Annotated in this window: 20 protein-coding genes and 2 pseudogenes; 4 read left to right on the plus strand and 18 right to left on the minus strand. The window is 47.1% G+C overall.

Going from position 1 to position 19,932, the window contains the following annotated elements; all coding sequences use genetic code 11:
• Positions 1-7 precede the first annotated feature (7 nt).
• Entirely contained in the window at positions 8-3,913 is a 3,906-nt protein-coding gene (locus BLR73_RS02235; protein ID WP_091858461.1) for an Eco57I restriction-modification methylase domain-containing protein, read from the plus strand.
• 207 nt (positions 3,914-4,120) lie between these two features.
• Here BLR73_RS02235 and BLR73_RS02240 read toward each other — a convergent pair whose 3' ends face one another.
• From BLR73_RS02240 to BLR73_RS02275, 8 genes are all read right to left on the minus strand, one after another.
• Complete coding sequence (locus BLR73_RS02240; RefSeq protein ID WP_091858464.1) at positions 4,121-4,576, minus strand: hypothetical protein; 456 nt, start codon at positions 4,574-4,576, stop codon at positions 4,121-4,123.
• A 251-nt stretch (positions 4,577-4,827) separates the two neighbouring features.
• The gene (locus tag BLR73_RS02245) at positions 4,828-5,112 is read right to left on the minus strand and encodes a helix-turn-helix transcriptional regulator (RefSeq protein ID WP_176763590.1); all 285 of its coding nucleotides are present in this window, start codon (positions 5,110-5,112) and stop codon (positions 4,828-4,830) included.
• 24 nt (positions 5,113-5,136) lie between these two features.
• Positions 5,137-5,619 (minus strand): hypothetical protein, encoded by a 483-nt coding sequence (locus tag BLR73_RS02250; RefSeq protein ID WP_091858472.1) that lies wholly within the window; start codon positions 5,617-5,619, stop codon positions 5,137-5,139.
• 348 nt (positions 5,620-5,967) lie between these two features.
• On the minus strand, positions 5,968-6,366 hold the full coding sequence (locus BLR73_RS02255; protein WP_091858475.1) for a HepT-like ribonuclease domain-containing protein: 399 nt from the start codon (positions 6,364-6,366) through the stop codon (positions 5,968-5,970).
• Positions 6,359-6,652, minus strand: coding sequence for a nucleotidyltransferase family protein (locus BLR73_RS02260; RefSeq protein ID WP_091858478.1), 294 nt, complete (start codon positions 6,650-6,652; stop codon positions 6,359-6,361). Before BLR73_RS02260 ends, BLR73_RS02255 begins: the two co-directional genes overlap by 8 nt.
• Positions 6,653-6,766: 114 nt before the next feature.
• On the minus strand, positions 6,767-7,708 hold the full coding sequence (locus tag BLR73_RS02265; RefSeq protein ID WP_369821133.1) for a glycoside hydrolase family 43 protein: 942 nt from the start codon (positions 7,706-7,708) through the stop codon (positions 6,767-6,769).
• A gap of 80 nt (positions 7,709-7,788) precedes the next feature.
• Positions 7,789-8,184, minus strand: a complete 396-nt coding sequence (locus tag BLR73_RS02270; RefSeq protein ID WP_143010860.1) for a hypothetical protein — start codon at positions 8,182-8,184, stop codon at positions 7,789-7,791.
• A gap of 33 nt (positions 8,185-8,217) precedes the next feature.
• The gene (locus BLR73_RS02275) at positions 8,218-9,078 is read right to left on the minus strand and encodes a hypothetical protein (protein WP_091858484.1); all 861 of its coding nucleotides are present in this window, start codon (positions 9,076-9,078) and stop codon (positions 8,218-8,220) included.
• Positions 9,079-9,274: 196 nt separating this feature from the next.
• Between BLR73_RS02275 and BLR73_RS02280 the strand changes: the two genes are divergently transcribed.
• Positions 9,275-9,679: a lysozyme inhibitor LprI family protein gene (locus BLR73_RS02280; protein ID WP_091858489.1), complete on the plus strand. Its 405-nt coding sequence runs from the start codon at positions 9,275-9,277 to the stop codon at positions 9,677-9,679.
• A gap of 46 nt (positions 9,680-9,725) precedes the next feature.
• On the opposite strand, the gene BLR73_RS14690 is transcribed toward BLR73_RS02280, so the two are convergent.
• The 10 genes and pseudogenes from BLR73_RS14690 to BLR73_RS02325 all read right to left on the minus strand — a co-directional run bounded on the left by BLR73_RS14690 (position 9,726) and on the right by BLR73_RS02325 (position 16,979).
• Positions 9,726-10,286: an HD domain-containing protein gene (locus BLR73_RS14690; protein WP_338063379.1), complete on the minus strand. Its 561-nt coding sequence runs from the start codon at positions 10,284-10,286 to the stop codon at positions 9,726-9,728.
• Between the two features lie 33 nt (positions 10,287-10,319).
• Positions 10,320-11,105 (minus strand): annotated as a pseudogene (locus tag BLR73_RS14695) (inositol monophosphatase family protein); the annotation flags it as partial.
• Positions 11,106-11,651, minus strand: a complete 546-nt coding sequence (locus BLR73_RS02290; RefSeq protein WP_013063811.1) for a 2-oxoacid:acceptor oxidoreductase family protein — start codon at positions 11,649-11,651, stop codon at positions 11,106-11,108.
• Positions 11,652-11,728: 77 nt separating this feature from the next.
• On the minus strand, positions 11,729-12,499 hold the full coding sequence (locus tag BLR73_RS02295) for a thiamine pyrophosphate-dependent enzyme (protein ID WP_028907129.1): 771 nt from the start codon (positions 12,497-12,499) through the stop codon (positions 11,729-11,731).
• Between the two features lie 27 nt (positions 12,500-12,526).
• Positions 12,527-13,612: a 3-methyl-2-oxobutanoate dehydrogenase subunit VorB gene (locus tag BLR73_RS02300; RefSeq protein ID WP_033151135.1), complete on the minus strand. Its 1,086-nt coding sequence runs from the start codon at positions 13,610-13,612 to the stop codon at positions 12,527-12,529.
• Between the two features lie 2 nt (positions 13,613-13,614).
• Positions 13,615-13,845, minus strand: coding sequence for a 4Fe-4S dicluster domain-containing protein (locus BLR73_RS02305; protein ID WP_028907131.1), 231 nt, complete (start codon positions 13,843-13,845; stop codon positions 13,615-13,617).
• Between the two features lie 13 nt (positions 13,846-13,858).
• Complete coding sequence (locus BLR73_RS02310; protein WP_033151136.1) at positions 13,859-14,038, minus strand: tetratricopeptide repeat protein; 180 nt, start codon at positions 14,036-14,038, stop codon at positions 13,859-13,861.
• A complete protein-coding gene (folD, locus tag BLR73_RS02315; protein WP_091858496.1) occupies positions 14,038-14,916 on the minus strand; it encodes a bifunctional methylenetetrahydrofolate dehydrogenase/methenyltetrahydrofolate cyclohydrolase FolD in 879 nt (292 codons plus the stop codon). The genes BLR73_RS02310 and folD overlap by 1 nt, the downstream gene beginning before the upstream one ends.
• 11 nt (positions 14,917-14,927) lie before the next feature.
• Positions 14,928-16,289: a signal recognition particle protein gene (ffh, locus tag BLR73_RS02320; RefSeq protein ID WP_091858499.1), complete on the minus strand. Its 1,362-nt coding sequence runs from the start codon at positions 16,287-16,289 to the stop codon at positions 14,928-14,930.
• Between the two features lie 57 nt (positions 16,290-16,346).
• Entirely contained in the window at positions 16,347-16,979 is a 633-nt protein-coding gene (locus BLR73_RS02325) for an epoxyqueuosine reductase QueH (RefSeq protein ID WP_033151138.1), read from the minus strand.
• Positions 16,980-17,105: 126 nt separating this feature from the next.
• On the opposite strand from BLR73_RS02325, the pseudogene BLR73_RS02330 reads away from it, so the two are divergent.
• Both BLR73_RS02330 and BLR73_RS02335 read left to right on the plus strand, forming a co-directional pair.
• Positions 17,106-18,230 (plus strand): annotated as a pseudogene (locus tag BLR73_RS02330) (PIG-L family deacetylase); the annotation flags it as partial.
• A gap of 77 nt (positions 18,231-18,307) precedes the next feature.
• On the plus strand, positions 18,308-19,930 hold the full coding sequence (locus BLR73_RS02335; RefSeq protein WP_091860078.1) for a beta-N-acetylhexosaminidase: 1,623 nt from the start codon (positions 18,308-18,310) through the stop codon (positions 19,928-19,930).
• Positions 19,931-19,932: the final 2 nt, after the last annotated feature.

The following is a 19,932-nucleotide window of genomic DNA, read 5'->3' on the forward strand; positions in this document are numbered from 1 at the left end:
CTGACCTATGGCAACATTCGAATCCTCTTTAAAACCCAGGCTCATCTACATCTTTGCCATTAACGACGAGTGGCATAAAGACTGTTTGAAGATCGGTGAGACCACACTGGATGAAGATGGTGGCGATTTTGTAGCACCCAATGATCCCCTACTCCAACAGGCTGCACGCAATCGTATCGATCAATACACAAAAACAGCAGGTATTGCCTATCAATTGCTTTATACCGAACTAACCATCTACTTCAGTGGTGGTAAGGTGTGCTCGTTTAACGATAAGCAAGTACACACAGTATTAGAGCGTAGCGGCATCAAAAAGAAAACCTTTGATACCGTAAAAGGAGCCAATGAGTGGTACTGCTGCGACTTAGAAACAGCCAAGAAAGCCATCAAAGCCGTAAAGGATGGTATGAGCAGCTTAAAACCTGGCGATATTACCCAAGAGCAAACGCCCATCGTGTTCCGTCCTGAACAGAGCAAGGCCATCGAGATGACCATCAAGCAATTCGGTCGTAGCAATCAGATGCTTTGGAATGCCAAAATGCGTTTTGGAAAAACACTGTCAGCACTAGAAGTAGTAAAACGACAAGGCTACCAGCGCACACTGATATTAACCCATAGGCCTGTGGTTGACGAAGGTTGGTTTGAGGATTTTAAGAAGATATTCTACGACCACAACGATTACCATTATGGTTCAAAGAACAAAGGCGAACAATACGACAAATTAGAAAAGCTGGCCGCAAAAGGCGACAGTTACGTTTATTTTGCCTCGATGCAGGACTTGCGTGGTTCCGACCTTGTTGGTGGTAAATTCGAGAAAAACAGCCAGATATTCAACACATTATGGAACTTGCTGATAGTTGACGAGGCCCATGAGGGCACTCAAACAGAATTAGGAAAGAACGTGGTAAGCGAACTGGTTAAGGCTGACACCAAGGTACTACGACTATCAGGCACCCCGTTTAATCTGCTTGACGATTATTCCGAGAACGAGATATTTACCTGGGATTACGTGATGGAGCAGCGAGCCAAAAACGAATGGGACTTAACCCACTTTGGCGATCACAACCCTTACGAATCGCTGCCTGCCATCAATATCTATACGTACGATTTAGGAACGCTGTTAAGCGAATATATTGAAGACGAAAAGGCCTTTAACTTCCGTGAGTTTTTCCGAACCAAGGATAATGGCACGCTGGTTCACGAAAAAGATGTTGACAGATTTCTAGATCTTCTGTGTAAGGATGATAACGAAAGCCTATATCCATATAGCTGCGATAAGTTCCGACGCATCTTCCGCCATACGCTATGGGTAGTGCCAGGCGTTAAGGCAGCACGTGCACTGAGTGCAAAATTAAAAGCACACCCAGTATTTAGCTTATTCCAAGTGGTAAATGTAGCAGGTAATGGCGATGAGGACGAAGAGAATGCCGAAGCCCTGCAGATGGTTGACAAAGCAATAGGCCCAGATTCGGACTTGACCTATACCATCACTCTGAGTTGCGGACGACTCACCACCGGTGTTAGCATTAAACCATGGACTGCCGTATTTATGATGGCAGGTTCGTTCAGTACCTCAGCTGCACAATATATGCAAACCATCTTCCGTGTTCAAACACCATACACCCACAACGGCCGAATGAAGGAACAATGCTATGCTTTCGACTTTGCACCCGATCGCACTCTGCGCGTACTTGCCGAAACAGCCAAGGTTAGTGCCAAAGCAGGCAAGCAATCTGATGAAGACCGCAAGATACTTGGCGACTTCCTGAACTTCTGCCCTATTATCTCAATAGATGGTAGCCAAATGAAACCATACGATGTAAACAAGATGATGAGTCAGCTTAAAAAGGCTCAGATTGAAAAGGTAGTACAAGGTGGTTTTGAAGATTTCGCACTCTACAACGATGAGTTGCTGAAACTGACAGATGTGGAACTCCATGACTTTGATGAACTTAAAAAGATTATTGGTGCTACCAAGGCCATGGGTAAAACTGGTGATATCGACATAAATAACCAAGGCTTCACCAACGAACAATATGAAGAAAAAGAGCGACTTGAAAAGAAGCCAAAGAAAGAACGTACACCCGAAGAACAGGCAAAACTCGACGAACTGAAAGCCATGAACAATCAGCGTCGTAACGCCATCAGTATCCTTCGTGGTATATCAATCCGTATGCCGTTGCTCATATATGGAGCTGAGCTTACAAATGAGGACGAAGAAATCACTATCGATAACTTTGCATCACTGATAGACGACCAATCATGGGAGGAGTTTATGCCCAAAGGTGTAGATAAGAAGAAGTTCGAGAAGTTTAAGAGATACTACGAGCCAGATGTATTCCGTGAAGCCGGTAAACGTATCCGTGAGATGGCACGTGCAGCTGACAAGTTCACCATCGAGGAACGCATTGAGCGCATAGCCACCATCTTTAACACCTTCCGTAATCCCGATAAGGAGACTGTATTAACCCCATGGCGTGTAGTAAACATGCACATGAGCGACTGTTTGGGTGGCTGGTGTTTCTACGACGAAAGCTTTAAGCAGATGCTAGCAACCCCGCGTTATGTTGACCAAGAAAAAGTTACAGCAGATGTATTCCGTACCGATAGCCATATTTTAGAGATCAACTCTAAGAGCGGTCTCTACCCTCTCTACATTGCCTATAATATATATAGGTGTAGAGTGGAAGAAGCCAAGAAGAAATATGGTGAGGTTGGTATTGGATTCTCAAAAAGCCTTTGGGATGCCACTATCGAAGAGAACATTCTAGTGGTATGCAAAACCCCAATGGCAAAAAGTATTACCAAGCGCACCTTGGCAGGCTTCCGCGATACCAAGGTCAACGCACAATATTATCCCAACTTAATAGAAAACATTTCAGAACGTCCGGAGGCCGTTGTCAACACATTCCGTGATGGCAAGCACTTCTGGCATATCAACGAAAATCAAAATATGAAATTAGACGCAATAGTAGGCAATCCACCGTATCAGGTTATGGATGGAGGTGCAGGAGTTAGTGCAATTCCTGTTTACAACAAATTTGTAGACTTTGCTAAAAAAATAAATCCTCATTATATATCTATGATTATGCCTGCAAAATGGTATAATGCAGGACGAGGATTAGAGCAGTTCAGATACGAAATGCTTAATGACAAATGCATTTCTAAACTCTATGACTACATAGACCCACACGATTGTTTCCCAACAGTTGATGTTGCTGGCGGTGTTTGTTATTTCCTCCGCGACAACAAATATAACGGGCTTTGCAAGTTTGTTTCTTGCAAATCAGGCTCTCAAATTCCTCATATGAGAGATCTTAGTGAATCAGAAATCCTTATACGTCACCAAGAAGAAATATCCATATTAAGCAAAGTTCTGATTGAAGGTCAAACTTATCTGAACGAAATTGCATATTCTCAGAAGCCATTCGGATTACGTACCTATGTAAAACCGATGGAAAAGGGAAATATATTATTACGTTATAACGGCGGTATTGGCCCCTATGATAGAGATTGTATCACAGTAAACAAAGATCTTATTGATTGTTGGAAGATAGTAACTTCGTGTCTTACTGCGGAACATGCAGGAGAAACAGACAAGAATGGACAAAAGCGAATATTCGCAACCTTAGAGATGCTTGAACCTGGAACAATATGCACCGAGACTTATATGATGCTATGCACATATAAAAGCAAGACAGTATGCGCTAATGTGTTGAAATACCTAAAAACTCGATTTGTTAGGGCTTTAATTGCAATGGCGACATCAACCCAACATATGTCAAAGGCTAATTTCCGATTCGTACCCCTCCAAGACTTCACCAAGTCATGGACAGATGAAGAACTCTACAAAAAATACAACCTAACAGACGATGAAATCAAATTCATCGAATCGATGATAAAACCAATGTAATAACCTGATATTATGCTTTTTTCGCCAAAAAATTTGGAACTTTCAGAAAGAGTTCGTATCTTTGCAGCGTGAAAGGTGGAACCAAGTAGAGCCACGATGTGCGGAACGGTGGCATGGCTGCAGTAATGCAGAGATGATGAGCAATTCGACCTTGCCGCTTGGTTTCATAAGCATAGCGACCATCACTTGTTTGAGTGGTGGTCGTTTTTATTTTACCTTTTTATATTTTGGTAAAGTAAACTCCATCGGATCTTTAACGCGTGTTGCCGTAATGAAGTTTACAAGCTTTACTTGTTCGCGATTTACTTTCATTTTATAGTTCGGATGAATGATGAATTTAGAAACTTCGTCGGTATAGATGAAGCATTCGCCATCGTAGTATAGATCCATCTTAAATCGGCTTTTAGGAAAACGCACAAGCTCTTCTGCAGAAACAACCAGCCCCTTGGCACCTTTTGAGGCACGCATGCAATGCTGTAACTGTTTGGCGCTCATATATAATTGCTCGCAGGCCAAAGCTATTCCGTTGTTCTGAGCAAAGTGTTTCATGCGCAGTTCAACATCACCAATACTAAACGGCTGTATAGCAGAAAAACCTTTCTGCTCTATATCAATCAAAACAGCTGTGATCTGTTCTTCTATCGTTGGCTTATCTGATTCCATATACTTTCTTAAGCAAATCAACGACAAAGATACGATTTTATTTTAAAACTTACAAGCATATAGGCAAAAAACAAGAAAAAAAATCCACGATGTGCGGTGCTCGTCCCAGACTTCCGAAATATCATTGAAGGTCGCAATAAGTTGGTCTTCTTCATGAGGATCACATTCCCCCTAAAACGCATCTCGTTCTTAGGGAATAATGAATAAAAAAACGACCATCACTTAAGCAAGTGGTGGTAGTTTTTTATACTTTATGCGGTTTCTAATTCGTAGTCCGCAACTTTTACAACTTCAGTTTCAAGAGCAGCAGAAATCTTACATATCGTGGCAAGAGTCAGATTATGTGTACCAGACAACCAACGGCTCACTTCTGTTTCTGTTTTACCAAGTCGCTTTGCAAGATCTTTCTGCGTCATTCCTTTCGCTTCGAGAATCTCATAAATACGATTAGCAATAGCAACCGACATTTCCATCTGCATTTTCATCTCTGGTGAGATGCTGCTGCGAATCTCATCCATAATCTTGTTTGTTTTCATACTCATTCCTCCATATTAAATTATTTAATCGTCATTAATAGTAAAAGTAAGCTCACCTAAAAGCTCGGTACCTGATACTGTTATAACTTTGTCCTTTTCTTTTTGTTTTATTTGTATATCAATCTTCTGCAGTGTTTTCACTTGACGATGTAGATTCTCGTCTTCTTCATAAGTGGCTGTTGTTTTCAACCCGCCATTACCCAAAATAAGAATCTTAGCCTGGATGTTTAGCAAGTAGAGCCTTAGTGACGTAGTTTCAAGATGTGATGGTAGAGCCATCACTCTATCACGGCGTGTACCCTCGTATCTGAAATGTCTATCGAGAGCTCCATCTCGCTTAATAATGTCGAGTCGGTATACCAACTGACGTACATCATTAGGATATGTATCCTTATAAGCCAGAAGAAACTTTTCGAATTCAGAGTATTCCTCACCCTCAAAGTGAGGTGAGTAGAGACTAACATTGTCACCGTCTTCCAACAGTTCTATAAATAGGTTTCTTTCCATATTATTCACTATTATGCCGCAAAAATAAACATAAAAGTTGATATTGCCAAATATTTATGGCATAAAATAAACTTTTATGCTGATTTTAACGTTTTATACAATAAAAACGCATCTCGTTCTTAGGGAATAATGAATAAAAGCAATTCTCTTAGAAAAAGTTTGGAAGTTTAAATAATCTTCGTATCTTTGCCTCCAGTAACGGAACCAAGTAGAGCCACGATGTGCGGAACGGTGGCATGGCTGCAGCAATGCAGAGATGATGAGCAATTCGACCTTGCCGCTTGGTTTCATAAACATAGCGCCCATCACTCAATCGAGGGATGGGCGTTTTCTATTTCTTATTCAGGGCTATTTGTTGCCGGAAAAATTGTCTATTTCCTCTACATCAGCAATCATCCTGTCGATAACACTTTTCATCCTTGGCACGTCTTCCTGCACAGTGCGAAACACGACGTCGGTGTCAACTTCAAAATAATGATGAGCTATTTTGTCGCGCATCCGCATCACACCACTCCAATAGATTTCGGGATAGCGAGGCAGCAGATCACCGTGCGTCTGCTTGTCAAGCCCCTTCACTGCCTCACCCAGTGCAATCAAATTCATGCAGATGGCATCAAGGCGCATCATGCCTCCCGGCGATTTAAGAAGTTCATTGGGGTCGCTGACCACGGCTGAACGCTCCAGAATTGTTTCAATGGCCTTACTGATTTTTCGCAGGCTATCCATCACAATCTCGTGATCAAACATAGACAGCCTCCTTTCTGATGCGCTCACGGAGCAAACTGTTCATACCATCACGGACACGCACCAAATCGACGCGACTGCCCAGCATACGCTCCAGTTCTGTCTGAATGAGGTCGAGCGTAAGCAGCGATGGAGCCTTGCCTTCATAGCACACATCAACATCGCTTTCATCGGTCTGTTCGCCACGAGCTACGGAACCAAAGATACCGATGCGCGTCAGTCCGTACTTGCTCTCTGCCGTCGGCTTATAGACACTCAGCAGATGTAAAATTTCGTTTTTTGTCTTCATCGCGTTTGTTGTTTTCTATAATGGACTGAATGATTTCAGTTCGACTCATATCTGCTGCAAAATTACGACTTTATTTTAAAACTTACAAGCAAAAAGGCAAAAAATAGGAAAAAATTACTTTACCACGAGCTTATCGCCGGAGAGATCTACTTCGAAGAAATGGGGGATGCGGACGGTGCGGCCTAGGGAGTCTTTAGCATGACTGTGAACCGACATCATCCACTGACCATCGAAACGCTGGAACAGCATACTGTGACCGTAAGTGGGAGGTGTGATGGGCTCGGGCTCCTGAATCCATGGACCATCAAGGGTGCCGCTGGCAGAATAAGCCACACCCTGGGTATAAACATCATATACCCACGATGTCCACAGCATACCAAGACGACCAGTACCGGTGCGGAAAAGCCATGGACCATCGGTTACTTTATTCCACGTAATGTTGCCCTTATCATCTTTTTCGCGACTCCAGGGCGAATCGCTGGCACGGAACAGCAGCTTGGGCTCGCCAACCGTTCCACTCAGGTCGGGCTTCAATTCAATCTTCTCGATGGTGCCGTTCCAATTCTGCAGCCACTCGCCACAGAACACCATATAGGGTTTGCCATCGGTATCACGCCAAAACGTACCATCAAGTGTAGGCCGATTGGCAGGTAGATAGGTGGCATCGCCAAAAGCACGATATGGTCCCATAGGGTTATCGGCACGTAACACCTGACTGGCACGGCGCTCGATGACATTACCACGAACGGTATCAATCTTTACAGCCTGATTGGTAAACGTAGCAAAATAGTAATAAAAGCCATCGCCCGTCTGGTGCAGCTCGGCAGCCCATATCATAGGATGTGCGCCCATCCATGAGTTGGCATCGAACTCGGTAACGCGAAATGGTCCCTCCCACAGTTTTAAATCTGCACTACGCCACATCATACCGCCAGTACCCGTCATGTAGTACATCTTTGTTTTCTGATCGGCCAGGATGGCTGGATCGCTTAATCGGATTGAGTCGGTAGGAATATTACTACGAACCTTAAAGGCCCGGGGCTGAGCCTGAACCATTGTCAGACACATCAAAGCGACAATACTGAGAAATACTCTTTTCATACAAAATATTATTAGTCAAAGTACTATACACAAGATTATTTCTTCTTGGTTTTTCTTTTGGGGGTGAAGAGCTCGGAGATAATGTCAAGTGTGGTGTCGAGAAGGGCATCGCCAAAGGAGTAATCTCCATACAGTTTCTGGCGCTCTTCCTGATCTTCAAATAATCCTTTCTGCTCAGGCACCCATACAACGCCGGGGATTTTGAAGGCATTGGGATTGGCTTTAAGATGGCCATAGCGATTAACAAGCAACGACTGTTGATGCTCGGATTCGATACGCAGCAGATGATACGGATCGTACTTCGCCTGCAACTCTACCATCACAGAATCGACATGATGCATCTCGGCTGTTAAGCTCTGTGCCAAGCCTGCAACAGGAGTCACCAACAATAGCGCTATTAAAGATGTAAAGAATCCTTTTGCTGATATCATACACTTATATTTTGAGGGCAAAAGTACAAAAAACTAATCAGTAGTCTCGATAACGAGTGTATCGCCGTTGTCGAGAGCAGATTTGATGTCGCGGCCACCACTCTGCACCTTACACAGACTGATGTCGTCGCCCTGAACTTCCTCGATCTTCAGCTTGCCAATCTGCTTCTTGGCCTCCTTACCGGCAACGGTCTTTACGGTATATACACCCATGTGCAGACCCTTGTAAGCACCCTCGGCACTGCCCAGGTCGATATACACTTCCTTCTGTTTGTCCTTCTTGTCGCGAGCACCCTCCAGTACGTTAGCGCGCAAAGGCAGCCAGCGGTTGCAGTATCTGTTTACATAATATGAAAGACGGTCAAGGGCCTTCAGCATAGCGCCGTCTTCGGTCTCAATCCACGACAAGTCGGTTTCGGTTACGTTGAACGTAGGACTGGCCAGAATCTCGTCGGTCTTGGCGCTCTTAAACTGCATGGTGATACCAATCAGAGCCTTGTAATAGGTCTTGGTGCGGGTCTTTTTCTTCTCCTTGTCGATATACTCTGTTTCGGTTTTAGATGTGGTCGATAAGGTAGATACAGTAGCATCTACATAGCGTGCGCCTGGGAGTGCAGCCTCCTGAGCCGACAGCTGTCCGTCGATAGCCGACATGCGGTGCGACTGCGATATTCCCTTCAGGATAGCAGCCCTAACGGCATCCTGATACTTCGACTGATCCTTCGAAACCTCACCTGTCAACAGTACATCCAGTACCTTTTCAAGTGTCTTTGTCTTTTTCACCGTATAGGTAAGATTGTTCATACCTACCACTACACGGGCATTTCTCTCATCCTGTGCCCAAGTTTCCAGTCCAAAAACCAGACAGAGGGCCATTATCAGCAATTTTCTCATACGTTGTAATATGGTTAATGTTAATATTTGGCGGCAAAGATAGTACTTTATTATGAAACATACAAGTGCTTGCTGAAGAAAAAAGCAGGTTGGCTGAAATTATTTTGCTGGTATTGAGCATATTACTATCTTTGCAGCGTCGTAATACAACATCGGCGATATTAATAGTAATAACAATTTAAATAACTTAGAAACAATGAAAAAGATTTTATTAGTAATGATGGCCCTGCTGACTATGACTACAGCAATGGCTCAGCCATCGGACCGTAAGGCTCCCAAGAAGATGACGCATCAGGAGATGACAACCCAGATGACCTGTAAGCTGAAGCTGAACGATGCACAGAAAGCCAAAGTGGCTGCGCTGAACAAGGAGTATCAGGATATACTGATGCCACCCGAGCCACCTAAGAATGCCGATGGCAGCCGACCTGAGCCACCAAAGAATGGCGACAAGGCTATGCCAAAGAAACCCGACAGCAAGCACAAGGCTAAGCGACAGGAGTACGAGAAGAAGCTGAAGCAAATTCTTACCGACGAGCAGTACAAGAATTACCAGAAGATGCAGCCGCCACACGGTAAGCGACCAGGAAAGAAAGAATAAACAAATATAAAAGCGAGCCTGTTATCAAACAAGCCCGCTTTTATAATTATTTTTCGTATCTTGAAAATACCTGATCTACCAGGGCAGCGAATTCTTGGAAAGCATCGGTGTCGCTGAGCGACGAGAGACTTTTTACCAGTTGGCGATAATACCAGGCGTGGCACGCTGGATCTTTCTGATTAAAGCGCTGCCATACCTGCTCGCCCTGCTCATGATAATGAAGGAGCATGGCGCGCATGTTTGACAGTTTATCGCCAAGCGCCACAATCTTAACATCGCGACTGGCTGCTGCGAGATGATCGATAGCAGCCTGTTTGCGTATCTGCCAGCTATCAATATGACTCATGCCAGGCACCTCGCTGTCGGTCTCGGAATCAACCAGAGCTGCTACACGGTCGCCGAACTCGGTGCGGATATCGGCCACATTTACACCGGCATCCTCAACCACATCGTGCAGTACGGCTGCTGCCAACAGTTCCTGATCGTCGGTAATACTACCTACGATAGCCATCGCCTCGAGAGGATGAGCAATGTAAGGAATTTTAGTACCCTTACGAACCACACCCGAATGGGCTTTGGTAGCAAAACAGATAGCACGATCAACCATGCTTGAATCGATGGTTTGCTTTTTCTTGTCGTGAGGTTTCTCGTTGGTAAGATGCTTCAGCAAATCACTCTGAATGATGCCATTGGTAGCTACCACACTGTTGCCTTGGGTAAAGTCGGTCTCGCCTTCGTAATTGGTTACGGTGCCGCCTGCCTCTTTTACTATCAACGCACCAGCCATGAAATCCCACTGACCGATGTACTGCTCGGCATAACCGTCGTATCGGCCTGCTGCCACATAGCACAATGCCATGGCAGCCGAACCGCACATACGGATGCTACCTACATGGCCGTAAAGCTCATCGATTAAGCGCTTGATAACGGGCTTATAAGCATCGCTGTTATAAGGCAGTTGCAAGCAGAGCAAAGCATCATTTATTTTCTGTGTACTTACGTGCAGCAGTTGGCCGTCCATATAGGCGCCCCCACCCTGCCAGGCGTAAAAACACTCGTCGTGACAAACCTCGTAAACCACACCTAACAATACCTCGTGGCCTTGCAACAGCGCAATGCTAACGGCGTAAGGTGCATACTGATGAATAAAATTGGTGGTACCATCAAGCGGATCTACCACCCATAAAAGCTGCTCCTGATTGTGACCAGCCAATCCTTCCTCGGTAATAAAACCTGCCTCGGGCAGTAACTGGCGCAATGCGGTTACAATCAGTTGCTCGGAGCCCTTGTCGACATACGACACGTAGTCGTGTGCATGCTTGCGCTCCACGCTCTCTAACGAGAACTTGCTTCGTTCGTTCCTAATGTAAGCGCCCGCCTGCCTAGCAATCTGGCAGACGGCGCTTGTTAATTGTCTTAACTCCATTTATTTGATTTCCTGGATAATCTTAGCACCCTCTTTCAGGGCTTCCATATTCAGAGGAATCAGTCCGTGGTGGCGCTCAGGCAGAGTTTTGTAGAGAGCCTTCTCTACACCCTTGTCGCTTACCACAGGGGCTACCTTTAAGAGTCCACCCAAAACGATCATGTTGAACACTTTACCGTTTTTCATCTCGGCAGCCTTGTCCATCGCATTGATCTCGTAAACGGTGATATCCTTACGGGTTGGCTTGTTGATGATACCAAAGCCATCGTAAATCAGAATGCCACCGGGCTTGATTTTGGGCTCAAACTTCTCGAGTGAGGGCTGATTGAGTACCACAGCGATGTCGTACTTACTGAGGATAGGCGAAGAGATGCGCTCGTCGCTAACGATCACTGTAACGTTGGCTGTACCACCACGCTGCTCAGGACCGTAAGCAGGCATCCATGTTACCTCCTTATCCTCCATCAGTCCACTATAGGCCAGAATCTTACCCATTGAGAGCACGCCCTGACCTCCGAAACCAGAAATAATTATTTCTTTTTTCATAAAACTTCGTTTTATGCATCATCGGCTGCACCTCAGCAAAGAGTAAACTCTCTGCATTCGGTTTGCACGATAATTCATTATTTATTTGTAGTATCTTTTAAGTCACCTTTGGGATAGAAGGGGAACATATTCTCCTTCATCCATTCGTTAGCCTTAGCGGGCGAAAGTTTCCAACCGCTGTTACAGGTTGAAACAAACTCTACCAGCGATGAACCCTTACCAGCCATCGAAGCCTCGAAAGCCTTACGCAGAGCCTTCTTAGCCTTGTTGATTGAGGCCACGCTCTCTACACTCTGACGGGTAACATAGCAGGTACCCTCGAGCTGAGCAGCGATATCGGCCATCTTCAAAGGATAACCGTGAATCTCAGGATCACGACCATAAGGACAGGTAGAGGTTTTCTGACCAATCAGTGTGGTTGGAGCCATCTGACCACCCGTCATACCATAAATGGCATTGTTAACGAAGATAATCACGATGTTCTCGCCACGGTTCAGTGCGTGGATGGTTTCGCAGGTACCGATACAAGCCAGGTCGCCATCGCCCTGATAGGTGAATACCAGGCGATCGGGCCAGGTGCGCTTGATACCAGTGGCCAGTGCGGGTGCACGACCATGGGCAGCCTCCTGCCAGTCGATATCAATATAATTGTAGGCGAAGACAGCACAACCTACAGGCGAAACACCTACGGTCTTGTCTTCCATACCCATCTCTTCGATGACTTCGGCAATGAGCTTATGTACCACGCCGTGGCTACAGCCTGGGCAGTAGTGCATATTGTTGTCGTTCATCAGCGTCGGCTTCTTGCAGACGATGTTCTCTGGTTGAACTATTTGATTTCTATCCATTTTCTATTAATTTTGGCAACGGACTTGCTACATAATTTTCTCTTTTAACGCATCTACAATTTCCTCGGGATCGGGAACGATACCTCCCAGGCGACCGAACTGCTCTACGGGAACTGCGCCGTTGGCAGCCAGACGAACATCCTGTACCATCTGACCAGCATTGATCTCGGCTACCAGGATACCCTTTACCTTCTTTGAAAGCTCGGCAATCTGCTTCTCGGGGAATGGGAACAGTGTGATAGGACGGAACAGACCTACCTTGATACCCTGCTCGCGGGCAATCTCTACGCTCTTCTCAGCAATACGGGCAGCACTACCGAATGCTACGATAGCATACTCGGCATCGTCCATCTGCTGCTGCTCAAAGCGTACCTCGTTCTCCTGAATCTTGCGATACTTCTCCTGCAGAGCCAGGTTGCGCTGCTCCATGATCTCAGGCTTAAGCTCGAGTGATGTGATGACCACACGCTCGCGGTTCTTTGGCTTACCAGTTGAAGCCCAAGGACACTCCTTAATAACCTCCTCGTCGGTACGACGGGGCTTGAATGGGGGCAGAACCACCTTCTCCATCATCTGACCGATAACACCATCGCTCAGAATCATGGCAGGGTTACGATACTTAAATGCCAACTCGAAAGCGAGATCTACGAAATCGGCCATCTCCTGAACTGACGATGGAGCCAGAACGATAACCTTATAGTCGCCGTTACCACCACCACGGGTAGCCTGGAAATAGTCGCCCTGCGATGGCTGGATGGTACCCAGACCTGGACCTCCACGCTGAACATTGACAAACACACCCGGCACCTCGGCACCAGCCATGTAAGTGATTCCCTCCTGCATCAGTGCGATACCAGGAGACGAAGATGAGGTCATGGCACGCTTACCGGCACCGGCAGCACCATAAACCATGTAGATACTGGCCAGCTCGCTCTCGGCCTGAACTACCTGCATACCGGTAGTCTCCCAAGGCTTCAGCTCAGCCAATGTCTCGATCACTTCACTCTGCGGAGTAATAGGATAGCCGAAATAGCCGTCGCATCCGCATCGAATAGCAGCGTGGGCAATAGCCTCGTTGCCTTTCATCAATACAACTTCCTTTTCCTGTGCCATAATTACTCCTCCACTTTTTTACGATACACGGTGATACAACCATCGGGGCAGACGATGCCACACGAAGCACAGCCTACGCAGGCCTCTTCGTTGACTGCCTCCACGTAGGGGTAGCCGTGCAGATTAACTTTGTTGGCAAGGGCGATAACCTTCTGAGGGCAAGCAACGATGCAGAGGCTGCATCCCTTACACCTCTCGGTATTCACCTCAATAGCGCCTTTCATTTTTGCCATATTCAGTATTTGTTTATGGATTATACATATCTTTACAATAGAAAGCCATGATGTCGTCGAGCATACGCTTGGCTTCCACAGCGGGACTCTCGGGATCGAGCTCAATAGCCTGGATATAGCTATTGATAGCCTCGTGCCACTGACCGCGCTTGCGGGCCTCATTGCCTTGCTGGTAATACTCTTCGGCTGTCATTACTTATAGTACTCTTTTTTACCTGCGGCTAAGGTATTCTTCATGAGCGAACAGATGGTCATAGGACCTACGCCACCAGGAACAGGTGTAATATACGAGCACTTTGGTGCAACCTCGTCGAACTTCACGTCGCCATTCAAACGGAATCCGCTCTTACGGCTAGCATCGGGTACGCGAGTGGTACCTACATCCACAATCACAGCACCCTCCTTCACCATATCGGCGGTAACAAAGTCGGGCTGACCGATGGCTGCGATAATAATATCGGCGGCACGGCACTCCTCCTTCAGGGTTTTAGAACGCGAGTGGCATACGGTAACGGTAGCGTCGCCATACTGCTTCTGCATCATGAGCTGAGCCATGGGCTTACCTACGATGTTTGAGCGACCCAGAATGACACACTTCTTACCGCTGGTTTCGATACCATAGCGCTTAAGCAGGGTGATAATTCCAAGAGGTGTGGCCGAGATGAAGCAAGGCAGTCCGATAGCCATACGACCCACGTTAATGGGGTGGAAACCGTCGACATCCTTACGGTAGTCGATTGCCTCGATAATCTTCTGCTCGTCGATATGCTTTGGCAAGGGCAACTGCACGATGAAACCATCTACATCGTCGTCCTTGTTGAGCTTATCAACGCAACATAAAAGCTCATCCTCCGAGATATTATCCTCGAAACGGATGAGCGTACTTTTAAAGCCACAGGCCTCGCAGGCCAGCACCTTATTTTTTACATAAGTCTCCGATCCCCCATCGTGACCCACCAAGACGGCAGCCAGATGGGGTTGTTTGCCTCCTTGGGCAACAATCTCTTTTACCTCCTCAGCGATTTCGGCCTTGATAGCCGCCGCTGTTGCTTTTCCATCAATCAGTTGCATATGTGTTGTATTTAGAACTTGGGCATACCACCTCGCATCTTCATGGCTGCAGCCATCTGAGCCATTTTCGACGAATTGAGGCCGGTAACCATCTTCATCATCTTGCGAGTCTGTTCGAACTGCTTCATCAGTCGGTTCACATCGTCCAATTTGGTACCAGAACCGGCTGCGATACGACGGCGACGGCTTGGATTGATGATATCGGGATTAGCGCGCTCCTTTGGTGTCATCGAGTTGATGATAGCCTCGATACCCTTAAAGGCATTGTCGTCGATATCCAGATCCTTAATCTGCTTGCCAACACCAGGAATCATAGCAGCCAGATCCTTGATGTTACCCATCTTCTTGATCTGCTGTATCTGACCCATGAAGTCGTCGAAATCGAACTTATTCTTGCGGATTTTCTTTTCAAGTTTCTTAGCTTCCTCCTCGTCGAACTGCTGCTGGGCACGCTCAACCAGAGAAACGATATCACCCATACCGAGGATACGGTCGGCCATACGCTCAGGATAGAACACATCGATAGCCTCCATCTTTTCGCCCGTACCTACAAACTTAATAGGCTTGGTAACTACGGTGCGGATTGAAAGGGCAGCACCACCACGGGTGTCACCATCGAGCTTGGTAAGGATTACACCATCGAAATCCAGACGATCGTTGAACTCCTTAGCGGTGTTAACGGCATCCTGACCGGTCATTGAGTCAACTACGAACAGAGTCTCGTTAGGATTAACGGCCTTCTTCAGGGTCTCGATCTCCTGCATCATCTCCTCATCTACAGCCAGACGACCAGCGGTATCGATAATCACCACATCGTTGGCCTTCGACTTGGCCTCCTGGATAGCGTGGCTGGCAATCTCTACCACATTTTTATTATCAGGCTCGGAATATACGGGAACACCTACAGTCTCGCCCACTACCTTGAGCTGCTCGATAGCAGCAGGACGATACACGTCGCAGGCTACCAGCAAAGGCTTCTTGTGGTTGCGCTCCTTCAGCATCTTGGCCAGCTTACCACTGAAAGTAGTCTTACCCGACCCCTGCAGACCCGACATCAGAATGATGGCAGGCGCACCGGCACGACCCTCGATCTTCAGCTCGGCAGCCTTACCACCCATCAGCTCGGCCAGCTCATCGTGAACAATCTTCACCATCAGCTGACTTGGCTTAACGGCTGTAAGCACGTTCATACCCAAAGCTTTCTGCTTAACGGTATCGGTAAAGCTCTTAGCTACCTTATAGTTTACGTCGGCATCCAACAGGGCACGACGTACATCTTTCAGCGTTTCGGCTACGTTAATCTCGGTGATTTTACCCTCACCCTTCAGTATCTTAAACGAGCGTTCTAGTCTATCACTTAAATTCTCAAACATATTACTAATCTATTTTTAGGGCGCAAAGTTACAATAAAAAAACGACACACCCAAATTTTACTCGTCGTTTTTTACATTTTCTTTTATTTCTGTTGATTTTGGCCGCATACTGAACTCACAGCCGCAATACTGCTGATTATAGAACTGATACTCCTTAAGCAGTTGGTTGCGGCGTTCGTACAGGCCACCCTTGCGCCAGTTCTGCGCCCAGAATTTAACTTCATTGAACATTGACGATTGACCATTGACCATTTCCTCTGCGATATGGCCGGCACGCTCAATCTGCTCCAAACTTTTCCAGCGGCTCGATGCCAGCGTGGTGGTGAAATACTTAATACCTAATGCCTGGGCCTGCTTGGCAGCGGCTATCAGGCGCAATGTAAAACAGCGTTCGCAACGGCGCCCGCGTTCTGGCTCGGCCTCCAGTCCGCACACGCCACCCAACCACTCCTCGTGGTTATAATCGCCATCAATCCATCGTAGTCCTAAGCTCTCGGCATGACGCTTACTCTCCTGTTTACGAATCTCGTATTCCTCTCGGGGCCAGATATTTGGATTAAAATAATAAATCACAGGTCGAATACCGTTAGCCATCATCCATTCGACGATAGCCGACGAGCAAGGTGCGCAGCAAGCATGCAGCAATACCTCGCTGATATCTTCGGGTTTCTGTATAGCTGGTTGTTTCATCGGGTGCAAAATTACACAATATTATTGTTAATCTTCCCAAATTTTGCATTTATTTCGCCTAAAATGTGTACTTTCGCAAAAAATTTATACTTTACTACAATTAATATAACGATGATGAATTTAAATCTAACTAACAGTATTAAGATGCCTAACCACGAGCTTAGACGTCAGGTAATCGAACTGTGTGAGAAGGTAGAGAAGCCACTGCTGAAGCTTTCTACCAAGGATTATGTTGAGAATGGACTGGGACACCTGGTTGAGCAATTCGACGGTCAGGCCGGTCTGGTAAACATCGAGGTGTTTAACGAACTGCAGCACACCATTACTGGTTGGCCCGGCGGCAAACCCAATGTAGATGACAGCACCCGTCCCGAGCGCGCAAAGCCCTACCCCAAGCGTGTGATTGTATTCTCGCCCCACCCCGACGATGATGTGATTTCGATGGGTGGAACCATTCGAAGACTGATGCAGCAGAACCACGATGTGCATGTAGCTTACGAGACATCGGGTAATATTGCTGTAGGCGATGAAGAGGTACGCCGCTTTATGCACTTCATCAATGGCTTTAACACCATTTTTGCCAACGGTAGCGACGAGGTTATTAAGCACTCATACCAGGCAGTAAAGGCCTTTATCAAGGGTAAGAAACCAGGCGATCTGGACAACGAGCAGATTCTGCGTCTGAAGGGACTGATTCGCCGTGGCGAGGCCCGACTGGCTTGTGAGTACAGTGGTATCGACAGTAAGCATATCCACTTCCTCGACCTGCCTTTCTACGAGAGCGGTAAGATTGAGAAGCTGCCTATGACCGAGGCCGACGTAACCCCCATTATCGAGTTGATTAACGAGATTAAGCCACACCAGATTTACGTGGCTGCCGACCTGGCCGACCCACATGGCACACACCGTAAGTGTACCGATGCTGTGCTGGCTGCCATCGACGAGACCAAGAAGGCTGGTGCCGAGTGGTTGAAGGACTGTCGTGTATGGATGTACCGTGGTGCCTGGGCTGAATGGGATGTAGCCGATATCGAGATGTGCGTACCTATGAGTCCTGAGGAACTGCGCGAGAAGCGAAATGCTATCCTGCGCCACCAGAGTCAGATGGAGAGTGCCCCATTCCTGGGTAACGACGAGCGCCTGTTCTGGCAGCGTGCCGAGGATCGCAACCGCGAAACAGCCAAGCGCTACGACAATCTCGGACTGGCATGCTACGAGGCCATGGAGGCGTTTGTAGAGTACAAATTCTAAACGTAATAGATTAAACATTAAAGATTAAACATTAAAGATTAAACATTAAAGATTAAACATTAATGAAGACCGTAAACATGAAGTTTAAAGGAATGGTGTTAACAGCACTCATCTCGTTAGGCTCAATGACAGCTGCGGCTGGCGAGCCTGCCAACTACAACGTGGTACCACTGCCACAGTCGATTGTGATGACAAAAGGTGCAGCCTTTGAGGTTGACGCCGACGTACAGATTCTGGCTCCTGCCGAACTGCAGAACGAAGCAGAATTCCTGAAGCAGTACATCAAGGAGCTGACCAAGTGCGACCTGACCATCGTGAACAAGCGTGCTAAGAAGGTGCGCTACATCGAGCTGGCCGTATCGCCAAAGGTAACCGCTAAGGAAGGTTATGTATTGAACATCAACCAGAAGGGTGTTACCATCCAGGGTGGCACAGCAGCTGGTGTGTTCTATGGTATCCAGACCCTGCGCAAATCGCTGCCTATCGCCTGCAAGTGCGGTAAGCACAAGGGTGGCAGTCTGCCTGCCGCAACGATTACCGATGCCCCACGCTTTGGTTATCGCGGTATGATGCTGGATTGCTCGCGCCACTTCTGGAGCGTGGATTTCGTAAAGAAGTTCATCGACCTGCTGGCTATGCACAACATGAACACCTTCCACTGGCATCTGAGCGACGACCAGGGTTGGCGTATCGAGATCAAGAAGTATCCTAAGCTTACCACTATCGGTTCGCAGCGTTCGGGTACTATCCTCGGCACCAACTCTGATTTGGACGATGGTATCCCCCACGGTGGTTTCTACACTCAGCAGGAGGCTCGCGACATTGTGAAATATGCCCAGGAGCGCCATATCACTATCATCCCTGAGATTGACATGCCCGGACACATGCTGGCTGCACTGGCTTGCTATCCCGAACTGGGTTGCACAGGCGGTCCTTACGAGGTAGGTCACTACTGGGGTGTTTACACCGATGTGCTGTGCGTAGGCAATCCTAAGGTTTACGAGTTTGTAGAGGGTGTGCTGGCCGAGATTATGAATATCTTCCCATCGGAGGTAATCCATATCGGTGGCGACGAAACTCCAACCGTAAAATGGGAGGCATGTCCTAAGTGTCAGGCCCTCGGACTGAGCAAGGATAAGCTGCAGGCTCACTTTACACAGAAGGTATTCGACTACCTGACAGCCCATCAGCGCCGTGCCCTGGGATGGGACGAGATTCTGGATGGCTGTCCACAGGATGCCATGATTATGTCGTGGCGTGGTAGCGAGCCAGGTGCAAAGGCTGCCGAGTTAGGTCACGACGTGGTGATGACGCCTACATCGCATGTTTACTTCGACTATCTGCAGTCGAAGGAGGCTCAGTTCGAGCCAAGCCGTTGCGGTGGTTTCATTCCTGTAGAGAAGGTATATTCGCTGGAGCCTGCTCCCGACACCCTGTCAGTCGAAGCCAAGAAGCACATCTTGGGTACACAGGCCAACCTGTGGGCTGAGTATCTGCTGACTGAAGGACTGGTGGAATATCAGGCCCTGCCACGTATGTCGGCTCTGTCGGAGGTACAGTGGACACAGCCTGAGCTGAAGAACTACGACGCCTTTAAGGAGCGCTTGACACGATTCACAAAGCTGTTCGAGTTCTACAACTACAAATATGCCAAGCATCTGTGGCCTGAGCGTCAGTTGCCAAGTCGCTGGCAATTCTAACA

It is taken from the genome of Prevotella sp. khp1 (assembly GCF_900102205.1).
Lineage (GTDB): Bacteria > Bacteroidota > Bacteroidia > Bacteroidales > Bacteroidaceae > Prevotella > Prevotella ruminicola.